Source organism: Barnesiella sp. ET7 (genome assembly GCF_024733785.1).
Lineage (GTDB): Bacteria > Bacteroidota > Bacteroidia > Bacteroidales > Barnesiellaceae > Barnesiella > Barnesiella merdigallinarum.
The window spans coordinates 68,890-95,705 of the sequence record NZ_JANRHM010000002.1; the positions used below are offsets into that span (position 1 = coordinate 68,890).

Sequence of the window (26,816 nt, forward strand, 5' to 3'; positions counted from 1 at the left end):
CCATGAAAAAAACCGTTCAACTCTGGATTGTAGCCCTGGTGGTCGCTCTTTGCTCGACCTCACTCTCGGCCAAAACACCCAAATACATCTTTTTCTGCATAGGCGACGGCATGAGCTTCTCGCACGTGCTGGCTACCCAACTCTACTACGAACACGGTAACTACAAGGAGGGCAACGAGTCGATTGCCTTTCTCGACTTTCCCGTACACTCGGCCGTCAGGACCCACGCCAACAACAGCCTCATCACCTGCTCGGCTGCTGCCGCCACGGCTCTGGCCACGGGACACAAGACAAACATCGACCACGTAGGCATCTCGCCCGACAAAAAACCGCTCACCTCTATCGCCAAACAGTTGCGCGACAAAGGGTATGCCATAGGGCTCGTAACCAGCGGACAAATCGACGACGCTACTCCGGCAGCCTTCTATGCTTCGCAAATGCGTAAAGAGGCCTACCTCATCGGCAAGGAAGGGGCCGACAGCCAATTCGATTTCCTGGCCGGCAGCGCCCTGAAGCAACCGTATGCACCCTCGCAACCCTCGCTCTACGACTACTACCGCCAACAGGGCTACACCATATGCCGCGGTATCGACGGATACAACGCCAACCGGGCTACCGGCAAGATGCTCCTGCTCGACACCGATACCGCCTCGCGCTCGTGGCTGCCCTACGCTCTCGAGCGGAAACCCGAAGCGATGGGTCTGGAATTTATGGTACAGGCCGGCATCGACAAACTCTATCGCGAAAAAGGAAAAAAGGGATTTTTCATGATGATCGAAGGGGCCAGTATCGACCATGCCTCGCACCCCGACGACCTGGCGACCGCCATCTTCGAGACGGCCGAGTTTGACCGCAGTGTACGAATTGCCTGTGAGTTTTACCGGAAACACCCCGACGAAACCCTCATCATCGTCACGGCCGACCACGAGACCGGCGGACTGACAATGGGCGAAACCAATATGCACCCCTTCTACTGGGAGTATGTCAACTACCAGAAGTGCTCCAAAGAGACGCTCTCCAACCTGTTCCGGTCGTTGAAAAAGAACGGCCAGGTAGATAGCTGGGAGAAAGCCCGAAAGGTCTTGGCCGACCATACCGGTTTGTGGACAAAGATTCCGGTCAACGCCGGCGAAGAGGCCGCACTCATGCAGTGCTACTACCGCACCGTCATTCAAAAAAGCAAGGAGCAGGAGGTCACGCTGTATGCCCAAACCGAGCCGTTGGTGGCTCAAGCCATCGCCCTGCTCGATAAAAAAATCGGGGTAGCCTGGAGCAGCACCTCGCACACCGGCGGCTTCGTGCCCTTCTATGCCATCGGCTGCGAAGCCACCCGATTTGCTACCGTGGGCGACAACACCGACATCCCCCAAACGATACGTAAGATTATGAAAATCAAATAACCCGACCGACACATCTCTCATTTGCCATACCTCCCCATGAGAAAAATCGTCGTAGCTCCCGACTCGTTCAAAGACTCCTTGTCGGCCCCTCAGGTGGCAGCCGCCATCGAGGCCGGCATCCGTCTCACACTACCCCAGGCTCAGGTCATCAAGGTACCTGTTGCCGACGGCGGTGAGGGGACGATGGAGACTTTGGTCGAGGCCCTGGGCGGAGAGTATGTCAACTGCCTGGTGAACGACCCGCTCATGCGGCAAATTCCAGCGGCATACGGCATCGTGCACACTCACGGAGAGCCGACGGCCATTATCGATCTGGCCTCGGCCAGCGGCCTCACCCTTCTGTCGCAGGAGGAGCGCAACCCGCTCGTCACCACCACCTACGGCACGGGCCAGCTCATTGCCGACGCCTGCAACCGCGGGTGCCGCCACGTGGTGATGGGCATTGGCGGCAGTGCCACCAACGATGCCGGCAAAGGGATGCTCGAGGCTTTGGGCTGTCGGTTTCTCGACGCGGCGGGTGCAGAGCTGAAACCGGGCGGCAAATCGCTCAACGACCTGACGACAATCGACACCAGCGGCATGAACCCTCGCGTGGCCGGTTGCCGCTTCACCATCATCTGCGATGTCGACAATCCCCTCTTCGGTCCCAGCGGGGCCGCCTACATATTTGCCCCACAAAAGGGGGCTACCCCTCACGATGTCGTTACCCTCGACAACGGATTAAGGCGTTTTGCCACCTGTGTAGAATCCATGTTGCATCGGGATATCTGCCAAACCCAAGGAGCCGGAGCGGCCGGAGGAGTAGGCGCTGCCTGCCTGGCCTTCCTCCAGGCCACCCTGAAACCGGGCATCGAAACCGTGTTGGAGACGCTGCAATTTTCGCGCCTCATCGACGGGGCCGACCTGGTGATTACGGGTGAAGGAAAGATAGACCGGCAGACCCTCATGGGGAAAGCCCCCTATGGTGTACTGCTCCCGGCTCGCGAAAAAGGTATCCCGGTCGTAGTCTTGGGAGGAGCGGTCGAAGACCGCGATACCCTGCTCCAGGCCGGGTTCCGGGGCATCTTCTGCATACAGTCATCGGCCATGCCGCTCAAGAGAGCCCTGCAACCTCACATCGCTGCCGAAAACCTCAAGCAGACAACCGCACAAATTATTCGCCTGCTTTACCCGCAAGGATAAACTCTCCGCCTCTCCTTCAGAGACTCCCCTTCAACTCAATCTATTGATAAAATAAAAAATTGTTTATCAATAGATTAAATACAAAACTCACCTTAAATTTAAAACAAAAAAAGAGCTAACCCTCACCGAGGGATAGCCCCAATTCTTTTAGTCTTTGCTGTAAATTATTCAGCAACAGCAGCAGCTTCAACTACAGTGTCAGCAGCAGCAGAGTCAACAGCAGCAGAGTCAACAGTTTCAACTGCAACTTCTTCTACAACGGCAGTGCTATCAACAGCTTCAGTAGATTCAGCAGCTTTATTGCCGCAAGAAGCGAAAGACATTGCAAATGCAACAGCGAAGAACAAAACTAACTTTTTCATTTCCTTCAAATTAAAGATAAAACAATATTTTTTTGCTTCAAAAACGCTACAAAGGTATACATTCTTTTTATATGTTGTACTCCTAATCTTATTTTTTTTTCAGAATATTTTGATTTTTCTGGGAAAAATCAACCCAAAAAACTCAATTATCATATAAATAGCGTTTTATGCTTCGCTTCGGGGTCTTTTCAAACTCATTCGGATAGAGTTGGATACGGGTTATTTGCTCATAGGGAGCCAACATCTTGTTCAGGTTGCACCGCACCTCCTCCATGGTCATGGGCAAATCGTGATTCGAAACGCCGTAACTGTCCATCGCCTCGTAGTCGGGACAGACGAGAGCCACCAGTTTGCCATCACGTTCGACCACCAGGCTCTCCATCACGAAAGGCATGTTGTTCAACTTGGCCTCAATCTCCTCGGGATAGATGTTCTGGCCGTTCGAGGTGAGAATCATCGTCTTGCTGCGCCCCTTGATGTAGATGGTACCGTCGGGGGTCATGGTTCCCATGTCGCCGGTGTGCAGCCAACCCTCTTCGTCGAGCACGGCTTTGGTGGCCTCTTCGTTTTTGTAGTAACCCTTCATCACATGTTCGCCCCGCACACAGATTTCGCCCGGGATATTCTCGGGGTCGAGCGAGTCGATTTTGGTCTCGACATAGCCGAAGAGCGTGCGGCCGGCCGAACCGGGACGGAACTCACGGTGCGACGTGTAGCTCACCAGCGGAGCACACTCGGTCATGCCATAGCCCACGGTAAAGGGGAATTTGATTTTGTGCAGAAACTCCTCGACCTCTCGATTGATGGGAGCACCACCCACAATCACCTCTTCGAAGCGGCCGCCGAAGGCATCGATCAGTTTCTTGCGCACCTGCCCGTAGATACGGGTGTCGAGAATGGGAATATTCAAGGCCCAACGCATGGGCGTCTTGTTGAGCAAGGGTTGTATCTGTTTCTTGTAAATCTTCTCGAGAATCAGCGGCACGCAAATAATGAGATTGGGCCGCACCTCCTCGAGCGCCTTCAACAGGATTTTGGGCGAAGGAATCTTACCCAGCAGCGTGATGTGCGTACCCACGGCCAGCGGCGTGAGCAGGTCGAAGGCACACCCGTAGGCATGGGCCAACGGCAGGAACGAGATGCACTTACTCCCCTTGTAGTGCAGGTGCGAACGCACGCCGAACATCACATTGCCCGCCAGGTTGTTGCCCGTGAGCATCACCCCTTTGCTGAAACCCGTGGTTCCCGAGGTGTAGTTGATCAGTATCACCTTGTCGTTGTCGAGGTCGGCATAGCGGATGTCCGACCGGCTGAAGCCGTTGGGATAGGTATTTTTGAACCGGCGCTTCATGTCGCGCAGGCACCGGGCTATCTCTTCGCCGTCGCGCTGTACGAGGCACGAGAAGTCTTGCAGCGAAATGGCGGCACGCACCTCGGGCAACTTCTCCATCTCGATATTCTCCCAGATGTTTTCGCCCACAAAGAGCATCACCGAATCGGAGTGGTTGATAATGTGGTGTATATCGTGCGGATTGAACTCTTGCAGAATGGGTACCAGTATGGCACCATAGGTAACTGTAGCCATGAAGGCGATGCACCAGTTGGGGGTATTTTTCCCCACGAGAGCGATTTTGTCGCCCCGTCTGATTTGGCAATGGCGGAAGAGGATGTGCAACTTGGCAATCTCGCGTGCCATCTCCTGATAAGTATACGTGTGCTGCTCGTTATAGTCGGTCAACGCAGGCAAGTCCCAGTTTTCCCGAAAGCTCGACTCGTATATCTTGATGAAATTTTCAGAAATCATATCCCTAATTTAAATAGTTTGGTAGCAAATATACGACTTTGTTTGTAAAATCATTCATTCTTATACAACTATTAAAATCGAGGGGCTACACATTTTTAAATGAAATGAGTAACTTTGTCGCCTGTATTGGCATTCCGACCCACCGATTATGATAGACGTCAACACATTCCAGAATAAGACCGCAGCCTACTACACACTGGGCTGCAAACTCAACTTTGCCGAAACTTCCACCATCGGGAAGACCCTCGAGGCTCACGGCATTCGCAAGGCACGACCCGGCGAAAAGGCCGACATCTGCGTAATCAACACCTGCTCGGTGACCGAACTGGCCGACAAGAAATGCCGGCAGACCATCCGTCGCATCGCCCGGCAACACCCGCAGGCCTTTATCGTAGTGACCGGCTGCTATGCACAGCTCAAACCCGACGAGATTGCCCACATCCCCGACGTGGACCTGATTCTGGGTGCCGAACAGAAGCTCGACATCCTGCAATACCTGGGCGACCTGCACAAGCGGCAGGAGGTGGGCGAGGTGATTACCACCCCTACCCGCGACATCCGCAAGTTCTCGCCCTCGTGTTCGCGGGGCGACCGCACCCGCTACTTCCTCAAGGTACAGGACGGCTGCGACTACTTCTGCACCTACTGCACCATACCCTTTGCCCGGGGCCGGAGCCGCAGCGGCACCATCGAACAGCTCACCACACAGGCTCGCGAAGTGGCTGCCGCCGGGGGTAAGGAGATTGTCATCACGGGGGTGAACATCGGCGACTTCGGCAAACAGACGGGCGAGACCTTCCTCGACCTCATCCGCTCGCTCGACCAGGTCGAGGGCATCGCGCACTACCGCATCTCCTCGATTGAGCCCAACCTGCTCACCGACGAGATTATCGCCTTCGTAGCCCAGTCGCAGCGGTTTGCCCCACACTTCCACATACCCCTGCAATCGGGCAGCGACACGGTGCTGAAGCTGATGCACCGTCACTACGACACGGCTCTCTTCGCCCACAAGATAGAGACCATACGCCGTCTCATTCCCGACGCCTTCATCGGGGTCGACCTCATCACCGGCGTACGGGGCGAGACCGAAGAGCTGTTCGAGGAGAGCCGCCGGTTTGTCGAAGGGCTCGACATTTCGCAGCTGCACGTCTTCACCTACTCCGAGCGACCGGGTACCCAGGCCTTGAAGATAGAGCCGGTCGTGCCCATACCCGAGCGGCACGAGCGTTGCCGCCGCATGCTCGAGATTTCGGAGCGGAAACTGCACGATTTCTATACCCGGTTCCAGGGCACCACGCGCCCCGTACTGTTCGAGCAACCGCGCAAGGGTGCCCCCATGCACGGCTTCACCGACAACTACATACGGGTAGAGATGCCCTACCGCAAGGAGTGGGTCAACACCTGCCGACCCGTGCGGCTGGGCGATTTCAACGAGGCCGGCGACGCCCTCATCGCCACCGAGATTTAAACCGAGCGACATGAAAAAAGAGACTTTGCAAAATATCATCTACTCGCCGCTGTACCTCTGGTTCAAGCTGCACGCCCTGCTGCCCATGCGGGTGCTCTACCTGCTGGCCGACCTGCTCTACTACCCGCTCTACTATGTGGTGCACTACCGCCGCCGGCTGGTGCTGGAGAACATGCGCAACGCCTTCCCCGACAAGAGCGAACAGGAGCTGATACGGCTCGAGAAGAAATTCTACCGCCACTTCTGCGACTACATCGTAGAGACCATCAAGCTCCTGCACATCTCCGACGAGGAAATGCGCCGCCGCATGGTCTTCGAACAGACCGACATCATCGACCGCCTCTTCGACCAGAACCGCTCCATCATCATCCTGCTGGGCCACTTCGGCAACTGGGAGTGGGTACCCTCGGTCACGCTGTGGATACACCACCCCGAGGCCATCTCGGGCCAGATATACCGGCCGCTGAAAAACGAGTGGTTCGACCGCTTCTTCCTGAAGCTGCGCTCGCGTTTCGGCACCATCTGCATCGCCAAGAAAGAGTCGCTGCGGGCCATCTTGCAGATGAAGCGCTCGGGACGCCCCTCGATTACGGGGTTCATGTCGGACCAGACGCCGTCGCCGGCCAACATCCACCATTGGGCCCGGTTCCTTTCGCAAGACTCACCCGTGCTCACCGGCTACGAAAAGATTGCCCGCAAAACCGACTTTGCCGTGCTCTATTTCGATGTCGAAGTGGTAAAACGCGGGTACTACAAAGCGACCATCCGCGAGGTGGCCCTGCAACCCAACGAGCTGCCCGAGTTCGAAATCACCGACCGCTATACCGCCCTGATGGAGAAGACCATCCTGCGCAACCCCTGGGCCTGGCTGTGGACCCACAAACGCTGGAAATACAAACACGAAGATTTCCCCAATACCTGATATGAAAAAGAAAGTCGCCGTCGTCATACTCAACTGGAACGGGGCCGCCCTGCTGCAACGCTTCCTCCCCTCGGTGTGTGCCCACACGCCGGCCCATCTGGCCGACATCGTGGTGGCCGACAACGGCTCGACCGACAACTCGGTCGAACTCCTCACCCGCGAATTTCCCCAGGTGCTCCTGCTGCCCTTCCCCCGCAACTACGGTTTTGCCGAGGGGTACAACCGGGCACTCGACGAACTGGACTATGAATATGCGGTACTGCTCAACTCCGACGTGGAGGTGACGGCCCACTGGCTCGAGCCGCTGCTCGAGTTTGTCGAGAGTCACCCCGACGTGGCTGCCTGCCAGCCCAAAATACGGTCGCTGCGAGAACCCGAGAAATTCGAATATGCCGGAGCCGCCGGCGGATTCATCGACCGCTACGGCTACCCCTTCTGCCGCGGGCGCCTCTTCGGTACCCTCGAGACCGACTGCGGGCAGTACGACGACCCGCTCGACATCTTCTGGGCCAGCGGTGCCGCCCTCTTCGTGCGCACCGCCGTCTACCGCGAGGTGGGTGGTCTCGACCCCGGTTTCTTTGCCCACATGGAGGAGATAGACCTCTGCTGGCGCATCCACCTGGCGGGCTATCGCATAGCTGTCGTGCCGCAAAGCCGGGTGCACCACCAGGGCGGGGCCTCGCTCGATGCGGCCAATCCGCAGAAGACCTACCTCAACTTCCGCAACAACCTGCTCATGCTCCACAAGAACCTGCCCCGACAGGAGGGGAAAAAGGTGCTGTTCATCCGCCGGCTCTACGACACGCTGGCTTTCGCCCGGTTCGTTGCCCTGGGACAGATACCTCATGCCCGCGCCATTCTGAAAGCACACAACGACTTCCGCAAGATGCGCAAGCAATACACCCGTCACCCCCAGGAGAACCTGTTGAACACCTTCCCCGAAGCCCGGCGAAACATCACGATGGAGTACTTCCTGAAGGGCAAAAAAAAATTCTGAGGCAACCGTCGGCCGCCTCAGAATGCTGCTGTTATCAGTAAATATTTTCGTTATCGGAACATCTGGACTACCCGTTTCAAGGCGGCGATGAAGGCGTCGGCCTCGGCCTGGGTATTGTACACGGCAAACGACACCCGCACCGTGCCCTCGATACCGAGCGAGGTCATCAGCGGCTGGGCACAGTGGTGACCCGTGCGGACGGCCACACCCAGCTTGTCGAGCAACATGCCCATGTCGTAGTGGTGGATACCGTCGACCAGAAACGAGATGACCGAACTCTTGTGCGGCGAGGTGCCGAAGATACGCATTCCCTCGATCTGCTCCATCTGCGCGGTGGTGTAGCGCAACAACTCGTTTTCGTGAGCGGCGATAGCCTCCAGCCCGATGCTGTCGACATAGTCGAGCGCCGAGGCAAAAGCGGCCGTACCCACATAGTCGGGCGTACCGGCCTCGAACTTGAAGGGCAGTTCGCCGAAGGTCGTCCCCGAGAAGTCGACATGCGCAATCATCTCGCCACCTCCCTGATAGGGAGGTATGGCATCGAGCCACTTCTCCTTGCCATAGAGGATACCTATCCCCGTGGGACCATATACCTTATGAGCCGAGAAGGCGTAGAAATCGGCATCGAGCTCCTGCACGTTCACCCGCAGGTGAGGGATGGCCTGAGCCCCGTCGACCAACACCGGCACCCCTTGTGCATGGGCGTAGGCAATCATCTCGCGCACCGGGTTGATGGTGCCCAGCACATTGGAGACGTGAGCCACACACACCAACCGCGTGTGCTCGTTGAAGAGCTGCTTGTAGACCTCGAGTTCGAGTTCGCCCCGCTCATTGATGGGGACCACCTGCAACTTGATTTTGCGGCGGCGCTGCAAGAGCTGCCACGGCACAATATCGGCATGGTGCTCCATGACGGTGAGAATCACCTCGTCGCCGTCGTGCAGAAACTCGTCGCCAAACGACGAGGCCACCAGATTGATGGCTTCGGTCGTGCCCCGCGTAAAGACAATTTCGGCGGGCGAAGCGGCCCCGATAAACTGCTGCACCCGGCGGCGGGCTGCCTCGTGAGCATCGGTAGCCTCCTGGCTGAGGGTATGCACCCCACGATGCACGTTGGCATTCACCCGATAGTAGGTATCGGCAATATGGTCGACCACGCAGCGGGGGGTCTGCGAGGTGGCGGCGTTGTCCAGATAGATGAGCGGACGGCCCGACACCTCACGTTTCAGAATGGGAAAATCGGCTCTTATCTTCTCAATATCCAACATAGTGGAACTCCTTTCTTCTTTTCTTCATGTTAACGGCAGGCCTGACAACCCGAACATTTGGCCAGCTCGCCGCGGAACCGCTTCTCGACCAACTGGCGCAAGCGATCCTTGAGGGCGTCGAGACGCACCTGCTCGATGACATCGTTGGTAAAGGCAAACATCAGCAGCATGCGGGCCTCGGCCTCGGTGATACCGCGCGACCGCATGTAGAACAGGGCGTTCTGGTCGAGCTGCCCGATGGTGGCTCCGTGGCTGCACTTCACGTCGTCGGCATAAATCTCGAGTTGCGGCTTGGTGTACATCTTGGCCAGCGGCGAGGCACACAGGTTCTTGTTACCCTGATAGGCCTCGGTCTTCTGGGCTCCGTGGCGCACCAGAATACGGCCGCAGAACGACCCGCGGGCCGAGTCGTTAAGCACATATTTGAACAGCTCGTTGCTGTGGCAATGCGAAACGGCGTGGTCGATATAAGTATAAGTGTCGACCGACTGCTCCTTGTCGACGATGCCCATGCCGCAGAGCGACAGCTCGGCGTGCTCGCCGTCGAAGGTCGAGTAGTAGTTGCTGCGGGTTACCCCGTTGTGCAACACGATGCCGTTGACCAGCACGTTCGACCGGGCCCCCTGGCGCACAAACACCGAGGCCACCTTGGCCGTATTCTCCGACGACTCTTCCATGTCGTAGTAGTCGAACACGGCATCGTCGTCGACAAATATCTCGCACACCTGCGAGGCGAGGAAACGCACCGACGACTCGTCGGAGTGGTCGCACACCAGCAGTTTGGCCTGGGCACCCTTGCCTACGACAATGAGCAACCGGCGGTTGACCATGAAGTCGACGTTACCCCGCAGTATATTCACCAGCTGGATGGGCTTCTCGACCACCACCCCGTCGGGGATATAGAGGAAGAATCCGTCCTGGGCAAAGGCGGTGTTGAGCGCCACCGTGCCGTCGCGTTTCATGTCGGCGGCCTTCCCGTAGTAGCGGGCTACCAGTTGCGGGTATTGCCGGGCCATCTCGCACAAGCTGCCGGCCACGACCCCCTCGGGCAACTTGGCCGCAGCGGGCTGTGCCTGGGTGTAGAAGGTATCGTTCACGACAAAGTAGAGCAATGTGCTCAGGTTGGGCACATCGCAACGGAACACCTCGTAGGGATTGATTTCGATATTGACCCGGCCCAGGTTCAACCCGTAGTCGGGGGCATAGAGGGCCTCGATGTCGGTGCGGCGATACTCCTCGTCCTTGAGCGTGGGCAACCCCTTGCTCTCGAGCAGAGCCATCGCCTCGTCGCGCAAGGCATTCATCACCGGCAACGAATGGCCCGCAATCAAGTTCTTCTGCGAATGGTATAAATCTATATATTGCTGTACTGCACTCATAACGGTCTCTTAAATTTCGCCCAACTCTTTTTTAATCCAGTCATATCCGCGCTCCTCGAGCTCCAGAGCCAGTTCGGGCCCGCCCGACTTCACGATGCGGCCCTTGTAGAGCACGTGCACGAAATCGGGAGCGATGTAGTCGAGCAACCGTTGGTAGTGGGTGATGACGATGGTGGCATTCTTCTCGCTCTTGAGTTTGTTCACACCCCCGGCCACGATGCGCAGGGCATCGATGTCGAGACCGCTGTCGGTCTCGTCGAGAATCGAGAGGCGGGGCTCCAGCATGGCCATCTGGAAAATCTCGTTGCGTTTCTTCTCACCGCCCGAGAAACCCTCGTTGACCGAGCGGCTGGCCAGCTTGTTGTCGAGCTCGACAATCGCCCGTTTCTCGCGCATGAGTTTCAGGAAGTCGGTAGCCGAGAGGGGCTCGAGTCCGCGATACTTGCGCTGCTCGTTCACCGCCGTACGCATGAAGTTGACCATGCTCACACCCGGGATTTCGACCGGGTACTGGAAACTGAGGAAGAGCCCTTCGTGCGAACGGTCTTCGGGCGAGAGAGCCAACAGGTCCTTGCCGTAGAACTCGACCGAACCGCGAGTCACCTCATAGGCGGGATTTCCGGTCAGTACGGCCGAGAGCGTGCTCTTGCCCGAACCGTTGGGACCCATAATGGCATGCACCTCGCCCGGTTTCACCACGAGGTCGATGCCTTTCAATATCTCTTTGCCATTGATACTGGCATGCAAGTCTGTAATCTTCAACATAGATATCTGGTTTTATTTTTTTTTCTGTTTTACTATTCGGCCGCAGCCTGTCGCCGATGTGGGGTACGGCTGTTTATCCTACCGAACCCTCGAGCGAAATCTGCAGCAGTTTCTGAGCCTCTACGGCAAACTCCATGGGCAACTTGTTCATCACCTCCTTGGCATACCCGTTGACGATAAGGCCCACGGCATCTTCAGTAGGGATACCCCGCTGGTTGCAATAGAATATCTGGTCTTCGTTGATTTTCGAGGTGGTTGCCTCGTGCTCGACGATGGCCGTATCGTTCTGAATATCCATATAGGGGAAGGTGTGTGCCCCGCAATCGGAGCTGAGCAGCAGGCTGTCGCACTGGGTGAAGTTGCGGGCGTTCTCGGCACCGGGCAGCACCTTTACCAGACCGCGGTAGCTGTTCTGGCTGCGACCGGCCGAGATACCTTTCGAGACGATGGTACTGCGGGTATTCTTGCCGATGTGTATCATCTTGGTACCCGTGTCGGCCTGCTGGTAGTTGTTGGTCACGGCCACCGAGTAGAACTCGCCCACCGAGTGGTCGCCGGCCAGCACGCAGCTGGGGTACTTCCAGGTAATGGCCGAGCCGGTCTCGACCTGGGTCCACGACAGTTTCGAGTGGTCGCCCTTGCACATGCCGCGCTTGGTCACGAAATTGTAGATACCGCCTTTGCCCTCCTTGTCGCCTGGATACCAGTTCTGTACGGTCGAGTATTTCACCTCGGCCCGGTCGTGCACCACAATCTCGACGATGGCGGCGTGCAGTTGGTTCTCGTCGCGCATGGGGGCGGTACACCCTTCGAGGTAGCTCACATAGCTGTCGTCGTCGGCCACGATGAGCGTGCGCTCGAACTGGCCGGTGTTGGCCGCGTTGATGCGGAAGTAGGTCGAAAGCTCCATGGGACAGCGCACCCCCTTGGGGATGTAGACAAACGAACCGTCGCTAAAGACGGCCGAGTTGAGGGCGGCAAAGAAATTGTCGCGATACGACACGACCGACCCCAGGTAACGTTTCACCAGGTCGGGGTAGTCTTTCACCGCCTCGCTGAACGAGCAGAAGATGACACCCAGCTCGGCCAGCTTCTCACGGAAGGTGGTGCGCACCGACACACTGTCCATCACGGCATCGACGGCCACACCCGAGAGCTTCATCTGCTCTTCGAGCGAGATGCCCAGCTTGTCGAAGGTCTTGCGCAACTCGGGGTCCACCTCTTCGAGGCTCTTGGGAGCCGCCTTGGTCTTGGGCGCAGCGTAGTAGCTGATGGCCTGATAGTCGATTTCGGGAATCGTCAGGTGAGCCCAGTGGGGCATCTCGAGGGTTTTCCAGTAGGCATACGCCTTGAGACGGAAGTCGAGCAGCCACTCGGGTTCGCCCTTTTTCTGCGAGATGTGGCGAATGATCTCCTCGCTCAAACCTTTGGGGATAATATCGGTTTCGATGTCGGTCACGAAACCGTATTTATACTCATTTGCGGTAACGTCGCTTAATATTTCATTCGGATTATCCTGTTTCATTTTCAATCGGCTTTACAATTTTCACAACAGAGATAGGAGTCGTCGCATATCGTACAAGGTGTTAACAACCGGAGAGCGGGTTTGTTTTCGGCCGAGAGCTGCTCCTGAGCTATGGCAAAAAGAGCCGGAGCAATGCGCAAGGCATATCCGTAGAGATGCGAGGTGGATACCTCGCGGGCCGGGAGCATCCGCACTTTGGGATCGATGATATGGACGAGATTCAACAGTATACTAAAGATAACCAGGTATTTGAGGGCACCAAACAGAGCTCCGGCCAAGCGGTCGAGCCACCCCAGCGCCACCTGGTGGGAGATGTGGTGGATGAGCCGCATCAACTGCAGGCAGATGAGATAGACCAGCAGGAAGAGCAGCGAGTAGGCGGCTATGCGGCTTACACCGGCAGGCAAGTCGAACATCTGTTGCAGCAACGAGGCAAACGAACCGCCGAACAACCGCGAGACCAACACACCCGCTACGAAGCCCCCCAACGAACCCAATTGGCGGAACACCCCCTTGATGAGTCCGTACAAGGCACCTATAAGGACAATCAGCACTATGATAAAATCGATATAGTTCATCGCTTCGGCTCGCGTTTGGTTAATGGTGCAAAATTACTTTTTTTATTTTGAATAGCAGAGTTTTCGGTCTTATTATCCGTTAAAGAGGGATAACACACATGAAGCGGGAAAACAAAGGCTGCCCCGTCTCCCGGAGCAGCCTTGTCTATCTCATTTGCCCTGGGCCTGACGGCTTACAGGGTTTTCTTCACTTCTACCTCTTCGTAGGCTTCGACGAGGTCGCCCACTTTCACATCGTTGTAGTTGGCAATGTTCAAACCACACTCAAAGCCGGTAGTCACCTCTTTGACATCGTCCTTGAAGCGTTTCAACGAGCCCAGGTCGCCGCTGTAAATAACGATACCGTCGCGAATCAACCGTATCTTGCTCGAGCGTTTGATCTTGCCCTCCTTCACGATACAGCCGGCTACCGTGCCCACCTTGGTGATGTGGTAGGTCTCGAGAACCTCGGCCGTACCCAGAATCTCTTCTTTGATTTCGGGCGACAACATACCCTCCATGGCAGCCTTCACCTCTTCGATGGCATCGTAGATGATGGAGTAGAGACGGATGTCTACGCCCTCTTTCTCGGCCAACCGGCGGGCGGCTACCGAGGGACGCACCTGGAAGCCGATGATGATGGCGTTGGAGGCGGCGGCCAGCGTAATATCCGACTCGGAGATTTGACCCACGGCCTTGTGCAGCACGTTGATCTGAATCTCGGGGGTGGAGAGTTTGATGAGCGAGTCGCTCAGAGCCTCGACCGAACCGTCTACGTCGCCCTTCACAACCAGGTTCAACTCCTGGAAGTTGCCTACGGCAATACGACGGCCTATGTCGTCGAGCGTAAGCAGCTTGTGGGTACGCAGGCCCAGCTCGCGTTGCAGTTGCTCACGCTTGTTGGCAATCTCGCGAGCCTCTTGCTCGGTATCCATCACGTGGAAGGTATCACCGGCCTGCGGGGCTCCGTTCAAGCCCAGTATCTGTACCGGGGCCGACGGACCGGCCGACTCGATGCGGGCATTACGCTCGTTGAACATCGCCTTCACACGGCCGTGGTTGGTACCGGCCAGCACCACATCGCCCTTGTGCAGGGTTCCGTTCTGTACCAGCACGGTGGCTACATAGCCCCGGCCCTTGTCGAGGGTCGACTCGATAATCGTACCCGTGGCCTTGCGGTTGGGGTTGGCCTTCAGATCGAGCAGTTCGGCCTCGAGCAGCACCTTCTCCATGAGTTCGTGCACTCCGGTACCCTTCTTGGCCGAAATCTCCTGCGACTGATATTTGCCGCCCCAGTCTTCGACCAGATAGTTCATATTGGCCAGCTCCTCCTTGATTTTGTCGGGGTTGGCATTGGGTTTATCGATTTTGTTGATGGCAAAGACAATGGGCACACCGGCAGCCGAAGCGTGGTTGATGGCCTCGACCGTCTGCGGCATCACGTTGTCGTCGGCTGCCACGATGATGATGGCAATATCGGTCATCTGGGCACCGCGGGCACGCATGGCGGTGAAGGCTTCGTGACCCGGCGTATCGAGGAAGGTGATGCGACGGCCGTCGTCGAGCTTCACATTGTAGGCACCAATGTGCTGCGTGATACCACCGGCCTCGCCGGCAATCACGTTGGAGTTGCGGATGTAGTCGAGCAACGAAGTTTTACCGTGGTCTACGTGACCCATCACAGTAACTACCGGCGGACGCGACTGCAGGTCTTCCTCCTTGTCCTCCTCTTCGTGAATGGCTTCGACTACCTCGGCACTCACATACTCGGTCTTGAAACCAAACTCCTCGGCCACGATATTGATGGTCTCGGCATCGAGGCGCTGGTTGATCGACACCATCATGCCAATGCTCATGCAAGTAGCAATTACTTCGTTCACCGGCACATTCATCATCGAAGCCAGGTCGTTAGCCGTCACAAATTCGGTCAATTTCAATACCTTGCTTTCGGCCTCTTCCATTTCGGCGAGTTCGCGCTCGCGATTCGAGAAGGCCTCGCGTTTCTCCTTACGCCATTTGGCCGACTTCTTCTGCCCCTTGGTAGTCAGGCGGGCCAGCGTCTCCTTGATTTGTTTCTGAACGTCCTCTTCGCTCACTTCGGCTTTGATGGGACGTTGTTTCTGCTTATTCGGTTTGTTGCCGCCACCGTTGTTCTTACCGTTTCCGCCCCGGGCCGGCTGGTTGCCGCCCATCGACGAAATGCTCTTCGAGATGTCGACTTTCTCCTTGTTGATGCGTTGACGTTTACGACGTTCGCCGCCTTGCGAGTTGGCATCGTCGCCACCGCCGGCAGCAGCCTTGTGAGCTTCCTGACGCTGTTTCTCCTTGTTCTCACGCTCTTTGCGTTTCTCCTCCTTGCTCTTTTTCTTCGGGCGAGTCTGCTGGTTCAACGCATCGAGGTCGATACGGCCTACCACATTGATGCTCGAGGTGAAGGCAGGACGACCCAGCGTAAAGACTTCGTCGTCGCGCTTTTCGACCGTTTCGGGAGATTCCTGAGCAGGAGCAGCGGGAGATTCCTGGGGTTTTGCCGGCGCGGCCGGAGCTTCGGCAGCCGGTGCGGGCTCGGGCTTTTGGGGCTCGGCGGGAGCAGCAGGCTGCACCGGTTGAGCCGGTTGCACAGGCTGAGCGGGCTTCTCGACCTGAGGCTTGGGAACCTCGAGGGCAGGAGTTGCCTCGCTCTTCTTCTCTTCGACCGGTTTCTCGGCAGGCTTGGGCTCCTCTTTCTTCTCGACAGGCGTCTCCCGAGGCTTGCTGTGGTCGGCCGACTTGGGTCGATTGAGGGCATCGAGATCAACATGGCCCACCACTTTGGGACGCTGCGGCTCGGGGATAACCGTTTTCACCTCTTTCGGCTCCTCTTTGACCGGAGCCGTTTCGGGTTCGGCCGAAGCCGCGGCTTTCGCTCTCTCCTTATGCCGCTCAAGGCTGATACTTTCCGACTCGAGTTTCAGACTTTTATCCTTACTGAACTCCTTAACGAGCAGGGCATACTGTTCGTCGGTTATCTTGGCGTTGGGGTTGGCCTCTACCGTGAAACCTTTCTTTTGAAGGAATTCGACAGCCGTCTGAATTCCCACATTCAAATCTCTTGCTACTTTATTTAACCTTATCGACATACTCAGTTTTAGTTTATAAATAATGGAAGAATGAAAAGGAGCCTTTCGCCCCAGGGGCGCGAGGCCGCACACCATGGCGGCCCCGAAGCGGATTATTCTTCAAACTCCGCTTTCAGGATAGAGAGCACCTCGTCTACGGTGTTCTCTTCGAGGTCGGCTTTTTCGATCAAGGTCTCACGCGGCAAGGCCAGCACACTCTTGGCCGTGGCGCAACCGATACCCTTCAGGGCCTCGATTACCCAGTCGTCGATCTCGTCTCTGAACTCGTCGAGGTAGATATCCTCCTCTTCATCCTCGTCGATGTCGCGATATACATCGATGTTGTAGCCGGTAAGCATGCAGGCCAGCTTGATATTCAAACCGCCCTTACCGATGGCCAGCGAAACCTCCTCGGGCTTGAGGAATACCTCGGCCTTCTTCTCCTCCTCGTTCAAGCGGATGGACGAGATTTTGGCAGGGCTCAGGGCACGCTGGATAAACAGCGAGGGGTTGGAGGTGTAGTTGATCACGTCGATATTCTCGTTGCGCAGTTCGCGCACGATACCGTGGATACGCGACCCCTTCACACCCACGCAGGCTCCTACGGGGTCGATGCGGTCGTCGTACGACTCGACGGCTATCTTGGCACGCTCGCCCGGGATGCGGGCAATGGCGCGGATAATGATGAGCCCGTCGTGAATCTCGGGCACCTCGAGTTCGAACAACCGGCGCAAGAAGTCGTTCGACGTACGCGAAACGATAATCTTGGGATTGTTGTTCTTGTTATCGACGTCGAGCACCACAGCCCGCACGGTCTCGCCCTTCCGGTAGAAGTCCGACGGAATCTGCTCGGTCTTCGGCAGCAGCAACTCATTGTTGTCGTCGTCGATGAGCAACATCTCTTTTTTCCAGATCTGGTAAACTTCGGCGCTTACCAGCTCGCCGATTTTATCCTTGTATTTGTTGTAAATGGCATCTTTCTGCAAATCGAGAATCTTCGAAGCCAGCGTCTGACGCAGGTTCAGGATGGCACGACGGCCGAACTTCTCGAAGTGAACCTCGTCGGTCATCTCCTCGCCCACCTCGAAGTCGGGGTCGGTCTTGCGGGCCTCCGAGAGTGATACCTGCAGGTTGCTGTCGGTCACGGCACCATCCTCCACGATTTCGCGGTTGCGCCATATCTCAAAATCGCCCTTGGTGGGGTTCACGATTATATCGAAATTTTCGTCGGTCCCGAACATCTTTGCCAACACATTCCGGAAAGATTCTTCCAGCACACTGATCATCGTGGTTATCTCGATGTTCTTCAACTCTTTGAACTCAGCAAAGGTATCGACCATGCTTACGGGTTCCTCTTTTTTTGCCATATTATTTAAATCTGATTAGATATTTTGTATATTTTACTTCGTCGTATCCCAGAACGATGTCTTCCTCCACCTCGACTTTGCGTTTGCTGGTTTCGCTCTTCACCTTCCGGGTTACCGTCACGACAAACCGGTCGGCATCGGCGCTCTTCAATACGCCGGTCAGCTTGCGGCCGTCTTTGGTCAGCACCTCGACCTCGTTGCCTATATTCTTCTTGTACTGCCCCAAGACCTTGAAGGGCGAAGTGATTCCGGCCGAGCCTACCTCCAGTTCATAATCCTCGACATCGCGATCGAGTTTCGATTCCAAAAAACGGTGCAGGGCCACACAGCGGTCTATATCTACCCCCTCTTCGTTGTCAATCTCTACGGTCAATACGTTGTCGGGACTCACCTGTACATCGACCAGAAAACAGTCGGTACCGGCCAACCCCTCCTCGACCCATGTCGCTAACTCTTTTTTGTCTATCATAACGGTTATTGTAGTGAAAAAAACGAGGGGACATCATTGCCCCCTCTTCCATTCCTATCGCCACAAAGATAGTACAATATTATATAATACACAACTCTACCGGCCTGACAGCCCTCGAAATAGAATATTTCGCGCCTATAATTTAAATATTTTTTGCATTATATAATCTTATTTATTAGAACAAAAAGGTGAATGCCTGCAACTGTTTGCGCAGCGCAAGCTCTTCGCCGCCACAATATCGGTTGCACAGCGCGTGAAACTGTGGCCCGTGATTCATCTGTTGTAAATGAGCCAGTTCGTGACAAATGACATAGTCGATCAACGGCTCGGGCAGGAACATGAGACAATACGACAACTGTATCGACTTGCTGCGGGTGCAGTGCCCCAATTTACGCCGGCCCCGCCCGATGGTCACCTCTCTCGGCGAGGCGCCTACCCGACGGGCCACCTCGGCCAACCGACGGGGTAACACCTCCTGAGCCCGCCGGTACATGAGGCGGCAAACCCCGCGCGAGAGCTGCTGCCGCACCCGAGGCTCGTTCAGATCGGTACCCGGCGGGCAGAGCACCTGCAAGGTAGTACCCTCGTATCGGAAGAGAATACAGTCGGGCAACCGACCGGACAACAGCTCGATATGACCGCCGTAGCAGGGAATGCGGTCGCCCACCGTGAGCTGCCGCCGTTGCTGCACCACCTCGCCCCGGACCATCAGCCGCCGCAGCCGCTCCCGATTCTCGTCGACAATCGTCTGCACCCGCCCCAGCGAGTATCCGGTCGGACAGGTAATCTGCATCACCCCCTCCTTCACGCGGAATATCAGACGTCGGGCCCTGCTGTCGGGCCGAACCTGTACCGTACCGAACTCTTCGTCGTCAAATGTCTCCATCGGAACAAATCTCCTTTTCCCGACAAAGATAGTGCAACGGCTATACCCAAACAATACATAGGGCGTTGCAAAAATACGAATGCCGCCTCCACCCCAAACCATCCCCCAACCATGCCATAAGGCCCCGCACAGGTTCACCCCTCCTGCTACTTCTACCGACACACAATCCCAAACCGCACATAAACCGCCACAGAAATCCACCCCGGTCATACCCCTTACTCCCGGACCATTCGACCTCCAGCGGCACATGGGCCACTGCCACCACCGGCCTTCCCCGCCCACCCTACCTCACTCCGCTCCCAATCCTTCCATACCAAGCCGGCAAACACCCCTATACGTACTATTCAGTGTGTTAAAACATATTATTTTACAAGTACTATGTAATACAAGTTACCATACTATACCTATATTTGTGTCGTAAAAGGTACTAAGCATGAATACAGACAATGTAAAATCGCAGATGCGAAAAGGGATACTGGAATATTGCACGCTGCTCATCCTGCAAAAGCGAAGGGCCTACGTGTCGGATATTATCCAATCGCTCAAAGCCTCGAAGCTCATCGTGGTCGAAGGTACCCTCTACCCGCTGCTTACCCGGCTCAAGAACTCGGGGCTGCTCACCTACGTGTGGGAGGAGTCGACCCAGGGCCCTCCCCGCAAATACTACGAGCTTACCCCCGAAGGGGAACACTTCCTCCAGGAGCTCGACACCGCCTGGAACGAACTGAACCAGGTTGTCGCCCACATCAAAGAACAATAAAAACCAGACTGTCATATGAAAAAGACCGTAACCATCAATCTCGACAAGACCATCTTCAACATAGACGACGATGCCTACGAACTGCTCGAAGCCTATCTGCAATCGCTCAACGAGCACTTTGCCCACGAAGAGGGCGGACAGGAGATTCTGAACGACATCGAAAGCCGCATTGCCGAACTCTTCAAGGAGCGGCTGGGATTCGGCATGCAGGTGATTACCCGCCAGGAGGTGAACGAGGTAATTGCCATCATGGGGCGCCCCGACGAGATAGAGACTCCTCTCGAGAACGAAACTTCCGACGAAGGCGAAACCTCCGGGGAGGCCGCCTCGGCCTCGTCACCCGCCGATGAGAACAACGGCGGCAACACACCCGAACCCAATCGGCGCAGCCGCCGGCTCTACCGCGACCCCGACAACCGCGTACTGGGCGGTGTAGCCTCGGGTATCGCCTACTACATCGGGGTCGACGTAGTACTCGTGCGCGTCATTCTGGTTCTGCTGCTGCCTTTGTGGGCTTCGTCGATATGGATTTATCTGCTGTTGTGGATTTGCGTTCCCGAGGCCCGCACCACGGCTCAGAAGCTTGAGATGCGGGGCGAGACGCCCACCGTCGACAACATACGCCGTGCCGTCGAAGAGGAGCACACGAGCGGACAGTCGACCGGCAGCTCGCTGAGCAGCACGGCAGGCGAGATTTTCCGCAGCATATTCAAGATTTTCTTTATCGTCATCGGTGGCATCATTGCCCTCTCGATTATCGCGACACTGGTTGCCTACATCGTCAGTCTGCTGGGTATCTTCGTTCTGGGCACCACAACCATCACCACACCATTCATCTCGATTTTCCCCGGAAACATCGAAGCCCTCAACGGCCACTGGGAACTGGTGCTGTTCACCGTCTCGCTGCTGCTCACCTTCGGGATACCTCTCTACGCCATCCTGCGGCTGGTACTGGGCTCCATCTTCCACTGGCAACCGCAATCGTCGGCCCTCAACATCACGCTGCTGGTGCTGTGGCTGCTCTCGCTGGCCGGACTCTTCTTTGCCACCTTCGTCGCCTTCCCCGAACACGCTTTGCTCGTCATATAACAATAGCTTCCTAAACACCCGAACGCCCCGGCAACCGGATTCAAACCGGCCGCTGGGGCGTTCGCTATTTCATTCGGTCGAAGATAATAAAGCGCAACGACTCACTCGCGCTTGTCGACCCCCCACATCAGCTTGGCCCGCAACGTCTCGGCAAAGCTGTGGCCCAGCCGCTTCACCACCCGGATGGGGAAAGGAGCCTTGCGCAGCACCACCTGCGTATCGGTATCGAGCATGATGGAGCGGCCGTCGAGACTCAGCAGATAGCTGTGGTTGCGGCTGTCGACCCGCAGGGTAATGCAGGCGTCGTCGTTCACCACCAATGGCCGCACGGTGAGGCTGTGAGGGGCTACCGGCGAAATAACCCAGTTGGCCGCCTGCGGCATGAGAATGGGGCCGCCCACACTCATCGAGTAGGCCGTAGAGCCTGTGGGGGTAGCCACGATAAGGCCGTCGGCCTGATAGGTATTGAGATAGCTCTCGCCCACCGTCGTATGAATCGAAATCATCGACGAAGTATCCTGCTTGAGCACCGCCACCTCGTTGAGGGCATAGGGCCAAAAGCCTTCGGGCAATCCCGACAGCTCGACCTGCAGCAGCGAGCGCTCCTCGATTTTGTACCGACCGGCCACAATCTCGTTCATGACCCGCTCGGTCTCTTCGGCCGGTACATCGGCCAGAAAACCCAGACGACCGATATTGACCCCCAATACCGGGATACCCCGGTCGCCTATCTTTTCGGCAGCCCGCAAAAAGGTGCCGTCACCCCCGATACTCAAGGCCATGTCGGCCGGGTAGTCGCGGCAACAGTCAATCGGCTCGATACCCCGGCACACGTCGGGAAGCTCGCGCGAAAGAAGTTCGTAAAAATCGCGATGCGCCGCCAACGAAGCCTCGGTGCGCGACAAGACCTGCAACACCCGGTGTACCTGTGCCAGGCGGGCTCCCTGGTAGTTATGGCCAAACAACAATATCTTCATCATCCCTCCTACATTTCCAGATAATACATCAACTCCTTGATACGCTGTTCGATGCGGTCGTCCATAGCACTGTGCAACTGGTAGCAACTCAGCACCCGGTAGTCGAACCGTTCGAGCGAGCGAAGCACCGGCGTGGCATCCTCGCGGTCGATACGCAGGCAAGCCCGCCACATGCCCGACTCCTCGTCGGGACGTATCATCAAATTCATCACCCGACAATCATTGTCCTCGACCAGGCGGGTAAGTTCGGTAGCCGAATAGTCGGCCCGCGGAATCTCCAGCTCGATGATGGCTCCCGGCGACGACGTCTGGCACAACCGGGCCACAGCCACCATAACCGCATGGATGGGGATAGCCCCCACGTAGCGGCGATGCTGATTGACCACGGGGAGCACATCGTCGGTGTATTGGGCAAACTGATTCACCACATCGAGCAGGTGCGTCTCCTCACGCACGGCCGGACGTCGCCAGTTCTCCCGCCCCACGGTCTCTTCGCCGTTCACATCGGCCAACTCCCCGGCCTGAAGAATGCCCACATACTCGCCCGCGTCGACCACCGGCAGGCTCGACCAGGCCGAGCTTTCCAGCGCCGCACGCGCCTCGTTCACCGACATCGTGGCCAGCAAGACGGGTATTTCGGGCAATATCATATCTTTTGCTTTCATTTATTGCGCATATTTCTGTAATTCGTATTATTTTTGCACGAAAGTTATACAAAGATAGCTATTTTTTTCGGTTGATACTGCAGTCCGTTTCTTTTCATTGAAACCGAGCGACAAAGTGCCACACCGGAAAAAGCGATTAGGGTAAAAAGAGAAAATGACCAAGTTAAGTGTTAATGTCAACAAAATAGCTACCTTGCGCAACGCACGAGGCGGCAATATTCCGAATGTATTGAAAGTCACGCTCGATTGCGAATCCTTTGGAGCCGAGGGCATCACCGTGCACCCGCGCCCCGACGAGCGGCACATTCGCTATGCCGACGTGTACGAGCTGAGGCCGGCCGTCAGCACCGAGTTCAATATCGAGGGATATCCCTCCGAAAAATTTCTCGACCTGGTACTCAAGGTGAAGCCCGACCAGGTGACGCTGGTGCCCGATGCCGAGAATGTCATCACCTCGAATGCCGGGTGGGACACGCGGGCACACTTCGACTTCCTCTCCAAGATTATCGACCGCTGCAAGGCGGCCAACATTCGCACCTCGATTTTTGTCGAGCCCGACCTCGAGATGGTCGAGTATGCCGCCAAGACCGGCACCGACCGAATAGAGCTCTACACCGAACCCTATGCCGCGCACTACGCACAAGACCGCGAAGCTGCCGTGGCTCCCTTTGTCAAGGCAGCCGAACATGCCCGCAGCCTGGGGCTGGGCGTGAATGCCGGCCACGACCTCAACCTCGAGAACTTGCGCTTCCTTCACGAACGCATCCCCTTCCTGAGCGAGGTCTCCATAGGCCACTGCCTCATCTGCGACGCCCTCTACCTGGGGTTGAAAGAGACTATCAGACAATACAAAGAGTGCTTGAAATAACCGATTAAACGCTATATCATGAATCTGCTTACGTTGCTTCTGCAAACTACCGACACAATCGTGACGCCTCCCGTACTTACCCCGGTCGAGGCCGCCAACGACTTGAACCTCTGGGACCTTGCCTGCAAGGGAGGAATCATCATGATACCCCTGTTGCTCCTCTCCCTGCTCTCGATCTATATCTTCGTCGAGCGACTGCAAGTCATCCGACGTGCCGCCCGCGAAGACAACTCGTTCATGGAACGCATCAAAGACTACATCCACGAAGGGAACATCGACAGTGCCCTGAAGCTCTGCAAGAAGACCAACACCCCCTACTCGCGCCTCATTGCCAAAGGTATCTCGCGACTGGGTCGCCCCATGAACGACGTACTGGTAGCCATCGAAAACGTGGGCAACATCGAGATTGCCAAACTCGAAAAGGGTTTCCCCTGGCTCGCCACCACCGCAGCCGGTGCTCCCATGATCGGATTCCTCGGTACCGTAACCGGTATGGTACGGGCCTTCTACAACATGGCTTCGGCCGGTAACAACGCCGACATCTCCACCCTCTCGGGCGGTATCTACGAGGCTCTGGTCACCACCGTAGCCGGCCTTATCGTGGGCATCATCGCCCTCTTTGCCTACAACTACCTGGTGTCGCGCGTCGACGGCGTGATGAACCAGCTCGAGTCCAAGACAATGGAATTTATGGACCTGCTCAACGAGCCGGCCGAATAACCCGAGGGAGACACGACCATGGCACTGAAACGAAGACACAAGATAGAGGCCACATTCAGCATGGCATCGATGACCGATGTCATCTTTCTGTTGCTCATCTTCTTTATGATTACCTCGACGATTGTCTTTCCCAACTCCATCAAGGTGAACCTGCCGCAAAGCAACCAGCAGGCGGCAGCCAAGCCCCTCACCCGGGTAGTAATCGACGAGCACAACGACTACTACATCGCTTTCGGCAACGAGGCCCCGCAGCCCGTTACCTACGATCAGCTGGTACAACGGCTCGCCGAAACGCCCCAGCAGGATAGCGAGCGCTACATAGCCCTCTATGCCGACGAGACGGTACCCTATCGCGAGATTGTCAAGATACTCAATGTCGCCAACGACAACCACCTGAAGATGGTACTGGCCACCAAACCGGTGCGTAACCCGTAAACCGAACACCACCTCAAAAACAGAATCGAACACCCCACCCATGGAACCACAGAAAAGAGATAAGATACAAGCCATTGCCGCTACCGTTGCCGTGCATCTGGTAGTGCTGCTCGTCTTGTGGTTTACCCTGCTGGGACCCGAGCCCATGGGGTCGGGCAGCGGCGTGCTGGTACAAGTGGGACTGGTCGACGAAGCCTCGGGCATGTTCGAGTCGAACGCCACCGAGCCGCAGCGGCCACAGGCCGAGCAACCGCGCGAAAACGACGACGAGCTGATAACCCAGACCGACGAGGAGAGCATCCAAATCGAGAAGAAGAAAGAGGAGGATAAAAAGAAAAAAGCCGTTCAGGAAAACAAAAAGGACGACCGCATTGCCAACCAGGTGAAGAATGCCTTTGGCAAAGGGGTATCGAACGACGGCAGCCGCGGCGACAGCGACAAGGGCAGCGGCACACAGGGCAACCCCTTCGGCAACGCATCGACCGGCGAACTCACCGGCGTGGGCGGCTACGGCGGCTACAACCTGGGCGGCCGCGGGCTGGTTGGCTCCCTGCCCTATCCCCAATACGACAACAGCAACGACGCCGGCACCATAGCCATTTCGATTACAGTCAACCCCCAGGGACAGGTCATCAGCGCCATCGCCACCGTCAAAGGCAGCGAAGGCACCGCCTTCTCCAACCCCAAACTGCGGGCCTCGGCCGAAGCGGCCGCCCGCCGCTCGCGATTCGAACGCAGCAACCGCTCGTCGAACCAGACAGGGGTTATCGTCTATATCTTCAAACAGAACTGACCCGGCACAAAAAAAGGGCCCGAATCCAATCCTTCGAGCCCTCTATCTTTCCATAAATACTTGCTTGCCTAATACCCCAGAGCGATATTGTCGATCCAGAGGGTACTGCCCAAGCCGCCCACATAGGCGGTACCGCAGGTGGCCGAAGCCATCACGAGCATGTGCGTAACCGGCTCGTCGGGCTTGCCCCAACCCACCTCGATTACGGGCACCATCTTGCCCTTGCTGTTGCGGCAATAGTACGAACTCTCTTCGGGAATAAGCCCCATGTACGATTTGTAGAAGGGCTTGTCGGTGATGTCGCCATAGTGAATGGTAAGGCTATGGCCGTTCACCCAACCGGCAGTACTCTTGCCGTAGCGCTCACGCCCGGTACCTACCCGGTGAGCGTACACATTGCCGTCGGCATCTTCCCAACGGTGCTGCAACAGAATATAGACCTCGCCATTGTCGCGACCGGGCAACTGCTTGCGCGAGCTGAAACCGGTCGACTGGGTACGGAAGTTGTCGGGCGAAGCCTGATACTTGTAATCGAAAATCAATCGGGTGGGTCGCTTGGTAAAGGGGATACCCATCTCCATCTTGCTGTACGGACTGTTGGTCGAGCGGATAGGCTCGTCGACCTCGCCCAGGAAGATACTGCCGCTCACCAGCACGTGCAGATTCATCATGCCCAGCACGCAGCAATCCTCAATCACGGTCTCCATGCGGGCACAGGTGCCTCCCCCCTCGCGTTTCTCGGGGCGGACGGTATTACTGGTCTTCACCACCCCCATCACGTTGGCCATTACATTCGACGAAGCCCAGGGCGAACCGCCCATGTTCCGATAGGCTTTGTTTCCCTTGATGTGTTGGGTAGGAGCTATGGCATAGACTGTCTTGGTCTTGCCTCCCAACAGGGCCGACTCTTTGATTTCGCGGGTTAGCCAATGTTCAAAATCGGCAAAAGGCAGCGGCTCTACACGCTGGGCATAGGCACTGCTCACCGACAACAGGCTGCACAGAGCCATCCACAGTGTTGTTTTTTGCATCTTCTTCATATCCATTTTCACAAATTCAG

General features: G+C 56.5%; 25 protein-coding genes. 11 read left to right on the forward strand and 14 right to left on the reverse strand.

Annotated features, from left to right (window positions below):
• Positions 1-2: 2 nt before the first annotated feature.
• Together NW211_RS01695 and NW211_RS01700 are read left to right on the forward strand one after the other, a co-directional pair.
• Positions 3-1,400 carry an alkaline phosphatase gene (locus tag NW211_RS01695; protein WP_258326714.1) on the forward strand — a complete coding sequence of 466 codons (1,398 nt, stop codon included), beginning with the start codon at positions 3-5 and terminating at the stop codon, positions 1,398-1,400.
• Between the two features lie 36 nt (positions 1,401-1,436).
• Positions 1,437-2,582 carry a glycerate kinase gene (locus NW211_RS01700; RefSeq protein ID WP_258326715.1) on the forward strand — a complete coding sequence of 382 codons (1,146 nt, stop codon included), beginning with the start codon at positions 1,437-1,439 and terminating at the stop codon, positions 2,580-2,582.
• A gap of 164 nt (positions 2,583-2,746) precedes the next feature.
• Here the strand turns inward: NW211_RS01700 and NW211_RS01705 are convergent, their stop codons facing one another.
• Positions 2,747-2,944 carry a hypothetical protein gene (locus tag NW211_RS01705; protein ID WP_087409313.1) on the reverse strand — a complete coding sequence of 66 codons (198 nt, stop codon included), beginning with the start codon at positions 2,942-2,944 and terminating at the stop codon, positions 2,747-2,749.
• Positions 2,945-3,086: 142 nt separating this feature from the next.
• Positions 3,087-4,748 (reverse strand): AMP-binding protein, encoded by a 1,662-nt coding sequence (locus NW211_RS01710; RefSeq protein ID WP_258326716.1) that lies wholly within the window; start codon positions 4,746-4,748, stop codon positions 3,087-3,089.
• Positions 4,749-4,896: 148 nt separating this feature from the next.
• On the opposite strand from NW211_RS01710, the gene mtaB reads away from it, so the two are divergent.
• From mtaB to NW211_RS01725, 3 genes are read left to right on the forward strand one after another with little or no spacing between them, the layout of a single operon-like run.
• Positions 4,897-6,216 carry a tRNA (N(6)-L-threonylcarbamoyladenosine(37)-C(2))-methylthiotransferase MtaB gene (gene mtaB / locus NW211_RS01715; protein WP_258326717.1) on the forward strand — a complete coding sequence of 440 codons (1,320 nt, stop codon included), beginning with the start codon at positions 4,897-4,899 and terminating at the stop codon, positions 6,214-6,216.
• A gap of 10 nt (positions 6,217-6,226) precedes the next feature.
• Complete coding sequence (locus tag NW211_RS01720) at positions 6,227-7,138, forward strand: lysophospholipid acyltransferase family protein (protein WP_258326718.1); 912 nt, start codon at positions 6,227-6,229, stop codon at positions 7,136-7,138.
• Position 7,139: 1 nt separating this feature from the next.
• Positions 7,140-8,135 carry a glycosyltransferase family 2 protein gene (locus NW211_RS01725; RefSeq protein ID WP_258326719.1) on the forward strand — a complete coding sequence of 332 codons (996 nt, stop codon included), beginning with the start codon at positions 7,140-7,142 and terminating at the stop codon, positions 8,133-8,135.
• A 50-nt stretch (positions 8,136-8,185) separates the two neighbouring features.
• On the opposite strand, the gene NW211_RS01730 is transcribed toward NW211_RS01725, so the two are convergent.
• The 9 genes from NW211_RS01730 to NW211_RS01770 form a co-directional block, all read right to left on the reverse strand.
• On the reverse strand, positions 8,186-9,403 hold the full coding sequence (locus NW211_RS01730; protein ID WP_087409265.1) for an aminotransferase class V-fold PLP-dependent enzyme: 1,218 nt from the start codon (positions 9,401-9,403) through the stop codon (positions 8,186-8,188).
• Between the two features lie 29 nt (positions 9,404-9,432).
• Positions 9,433-10,782, reverse strand: coding sequence for a Fe-S cluster assembly protein SufD (gene sufD / locus NW211_RS01735; protein WP_258326720.1), 1,350 nt, complete (start codon positions 10,780-10,782; stop codon positions 9,433-9,435).
• 9 nt (positions 10,783-10,791) lie between these two features.
• Positions 10,792-11,547 (reverse strand): Fe-S cluster assembly ATPase SufC, encoded by a 756-nt coding sequence (sufC, locus tag NW211_RS01740; protein ID WP_087409263.1) that lies wholly within the window; start codon positions 11,545-11,547, stop codon positions 10,792-10,794.
• A gap of 73 nt (positions 11,548-11,620) precedes the next feature.
• Positions 11,621-13,072: a Fe-S cluster assembly protein SufB gene (sufB, locus tag NW211_RS01745; protein WP_258326721.1), complete on the reverse strand. Its 1,452-nt coding sequence runs from the start codon at positions 13,070-13,072 to the stop codon at positions 11,621-11,623.
• Positions 13,073-13,074: 2 nt separating this feature from the next.
• A complete protein-coding gene (locus tag NW211_RS01750) occupies positions 13,075-13,650 on the reverse strand; it encodes a CvpA family protein (RefSeq protein ID WP_087409261.1) in 576 nt (191 codons plus the stop codon).
• A 173-nt stretch (positions 13,651-13,823) separates the two neighbouring features.
• Complete coding sequence (gene infB, locus NW211_RS01755; protein ID WP_258326722.1) at positions 13,824-16,748, reverse strand: translation initiation factor IF-2; 2,925 nt, start codon at positions 16,746-16,748, stop codon at positions 13,824-13,826.
• Positions 16,749-16,840: 92 nt separating this feature from the next.
• Positions 16,841-18,094, reverse strand: a complete 1,254-nt coding sequence (gene nusA / locus NW211_RS01760) for a transcription termination factor NusA (protein ID WP_087409259.1) — start codon at positions 18,092-18,094, stop codon at positions 16,841-16,843.
• 1 nt (position 18,095) lies between these two features.
• On the reverse strand, positions 18,096-18,563 hold the full coding sequence (rimP, locus tag NW211_RS01765) for a ribosome assembly cofactor RimP (protein ID WP_087409258.1): 468 nt from the start codon (positions 18,561-18,563) through the stop codon (positions 18,096-18,098).
• A 175-nt stretch (positions 18,564-18,738) separates the two neighbouring features.
• Positions 18,739-19,449 carry a M48 family metallopeptidase gene (locus tag NW211_RS01770; RefSeq protein ID WP_258326723.1) on the reverse strand — a complete coding sequence of 237 codons (711 nt, stop codon included), beginning with the start codon at positions 19,447-19,449 and terminating at the stop codon, positions 18,739-18,741.
• A gap of 433 nt (positions 19,450-19,882) precedes the next feature.
• Here NW211_RS01770 and NW211_RS01775 point away from each other — a divergent pair, with 433 nt between their 5' ends.
• Both NW211_RS01775 and NW211_RS01780 read left to right on the forward strand, forming a co-directional pair.
• Positions 19,883-20,209: a PadR family transcriptional regulator gene (locus NW211_RS01775; protein ID WP_087409256.1), complete on the forward strand. Its 327-nt coding sequence runs from the start codon at positions 19,883-19,885 to the stop codon at positions 20,207-20,209.
• A gap of 15 nt (positions 20,210-20,224) precedes the next feature.
• On the forward strand, positions 20,225-21,298 hold the full coding sequence (locus NW211_RS01780; protein ID WP_258326724.1) for a PspC domain-containing protein: 1,074 nt from the start codon (positions 20,225-20,227) through the stop codon (positions 21,296-21,298).
• A 101-nt stretch (positions 21,299-21,399) separates the two neighbouring features.
• Here NW211_RS01780 and NW211_RS01785 read toward each other — a convergent pair whose 3' ends face one another.
• Positions 21,400-22,275 carry an NAD kinase gene (locus NW211_RS01785; protein WP_087409312.1) on the reverse strand — a complete coding sequence of 292 codons (876 nt, stop codon included), beginning with the start codon at positions 22,273-22,275 and terminating at the stop codon, positions 21,400-21,402.
• An 8-nt stretch (positions 22,276-22,283) separates the two neighbouring features.
• Complete coding sequence (locus NW211_RS01790) at positions 22,284-22,940, reverse strand: CBS domain-containing protein (protein ID WP_258326725.1); 657 nt, start codon at positions 22,938-22,940, stop codon at positions 22,284-22,286.
• A gap of 154 nt (positions 22,941-23,094) precedes the next feature.
• Between NW211_RS01790 and NW211_RS01795 the strand changes: the two genes are divergently transcribed.
• Genes NW211_RS01795 through NW211_RS01810 form a run of 4 tightly spaced genes read left to right on the forward strand, consistent with a single transcriptional unit; the run spans position 23,095 to position 25,756 of the window.
• A complete protein-coding gene (locus NW211_RS01795; RefSeq protein WP_087409253.1) occupies positions 23,095-23,808 on the forward strand; it encodes a pyridoxine 5'-phosphate synthase in 714 nt (237 codons plus the stop codon).
• Between the two features lie 18 nt (positions 23,809-23,826).
• Positions 23,827-24,528: a MotA/TolQ/ExbB proton channel family protein gene (locus tag NW211_RS01800; protein ID WP_087409252.1), complete on the forward strand. Its 702-nt coding sequence runs from the start codon at positions 23,827-23,829 to the stop codon at positions 24,526-24,528.
• An 18-nt stretch (positions 24,529-24,546) separates the two neighbouring features.
• Positions 24,547-24,963, forward strand: a complete 417-nt coding sequence (locus NW211_RS01805; RefSeq protein ID WP_087409251.1) for a biopolymer transporter ExbD — start codon at positions 24,547-24,549, stop codon at positions 24,961-24,963.
• Positions 24,964-25,003: 40 nt separating this feature from the next.
• On the forward strand, positions 25,004-25,756 hold the full coding sequence (locus NW211_RS01810) for a hypothetical protein (protein ID WP_087409250.1): 753 nt from the start codon (positions 25,004-25,006) through the stop codon (positions 25,754-25,756).
• A 68-nt stretch (positions 25,757-25,824) separates the two neighbouring features.
• Here the strand turns inward: NW211_RS01810 and NW211_RS01815 are convergent, their stop codons facing one another.
• On the reverse strand, positions 25,825-26,796 hold the full coding sequence (locus NW211_RS01815; protein WP_309249692.1) for a PCMD domain-containing protein: 972 nt from the start codon (positions 26,794-26,796) through the stop codon (positions 25,825-25,827).
• Between the last annotated feature and the right edge of the window lie 20 nt (positions 26,797-26,816).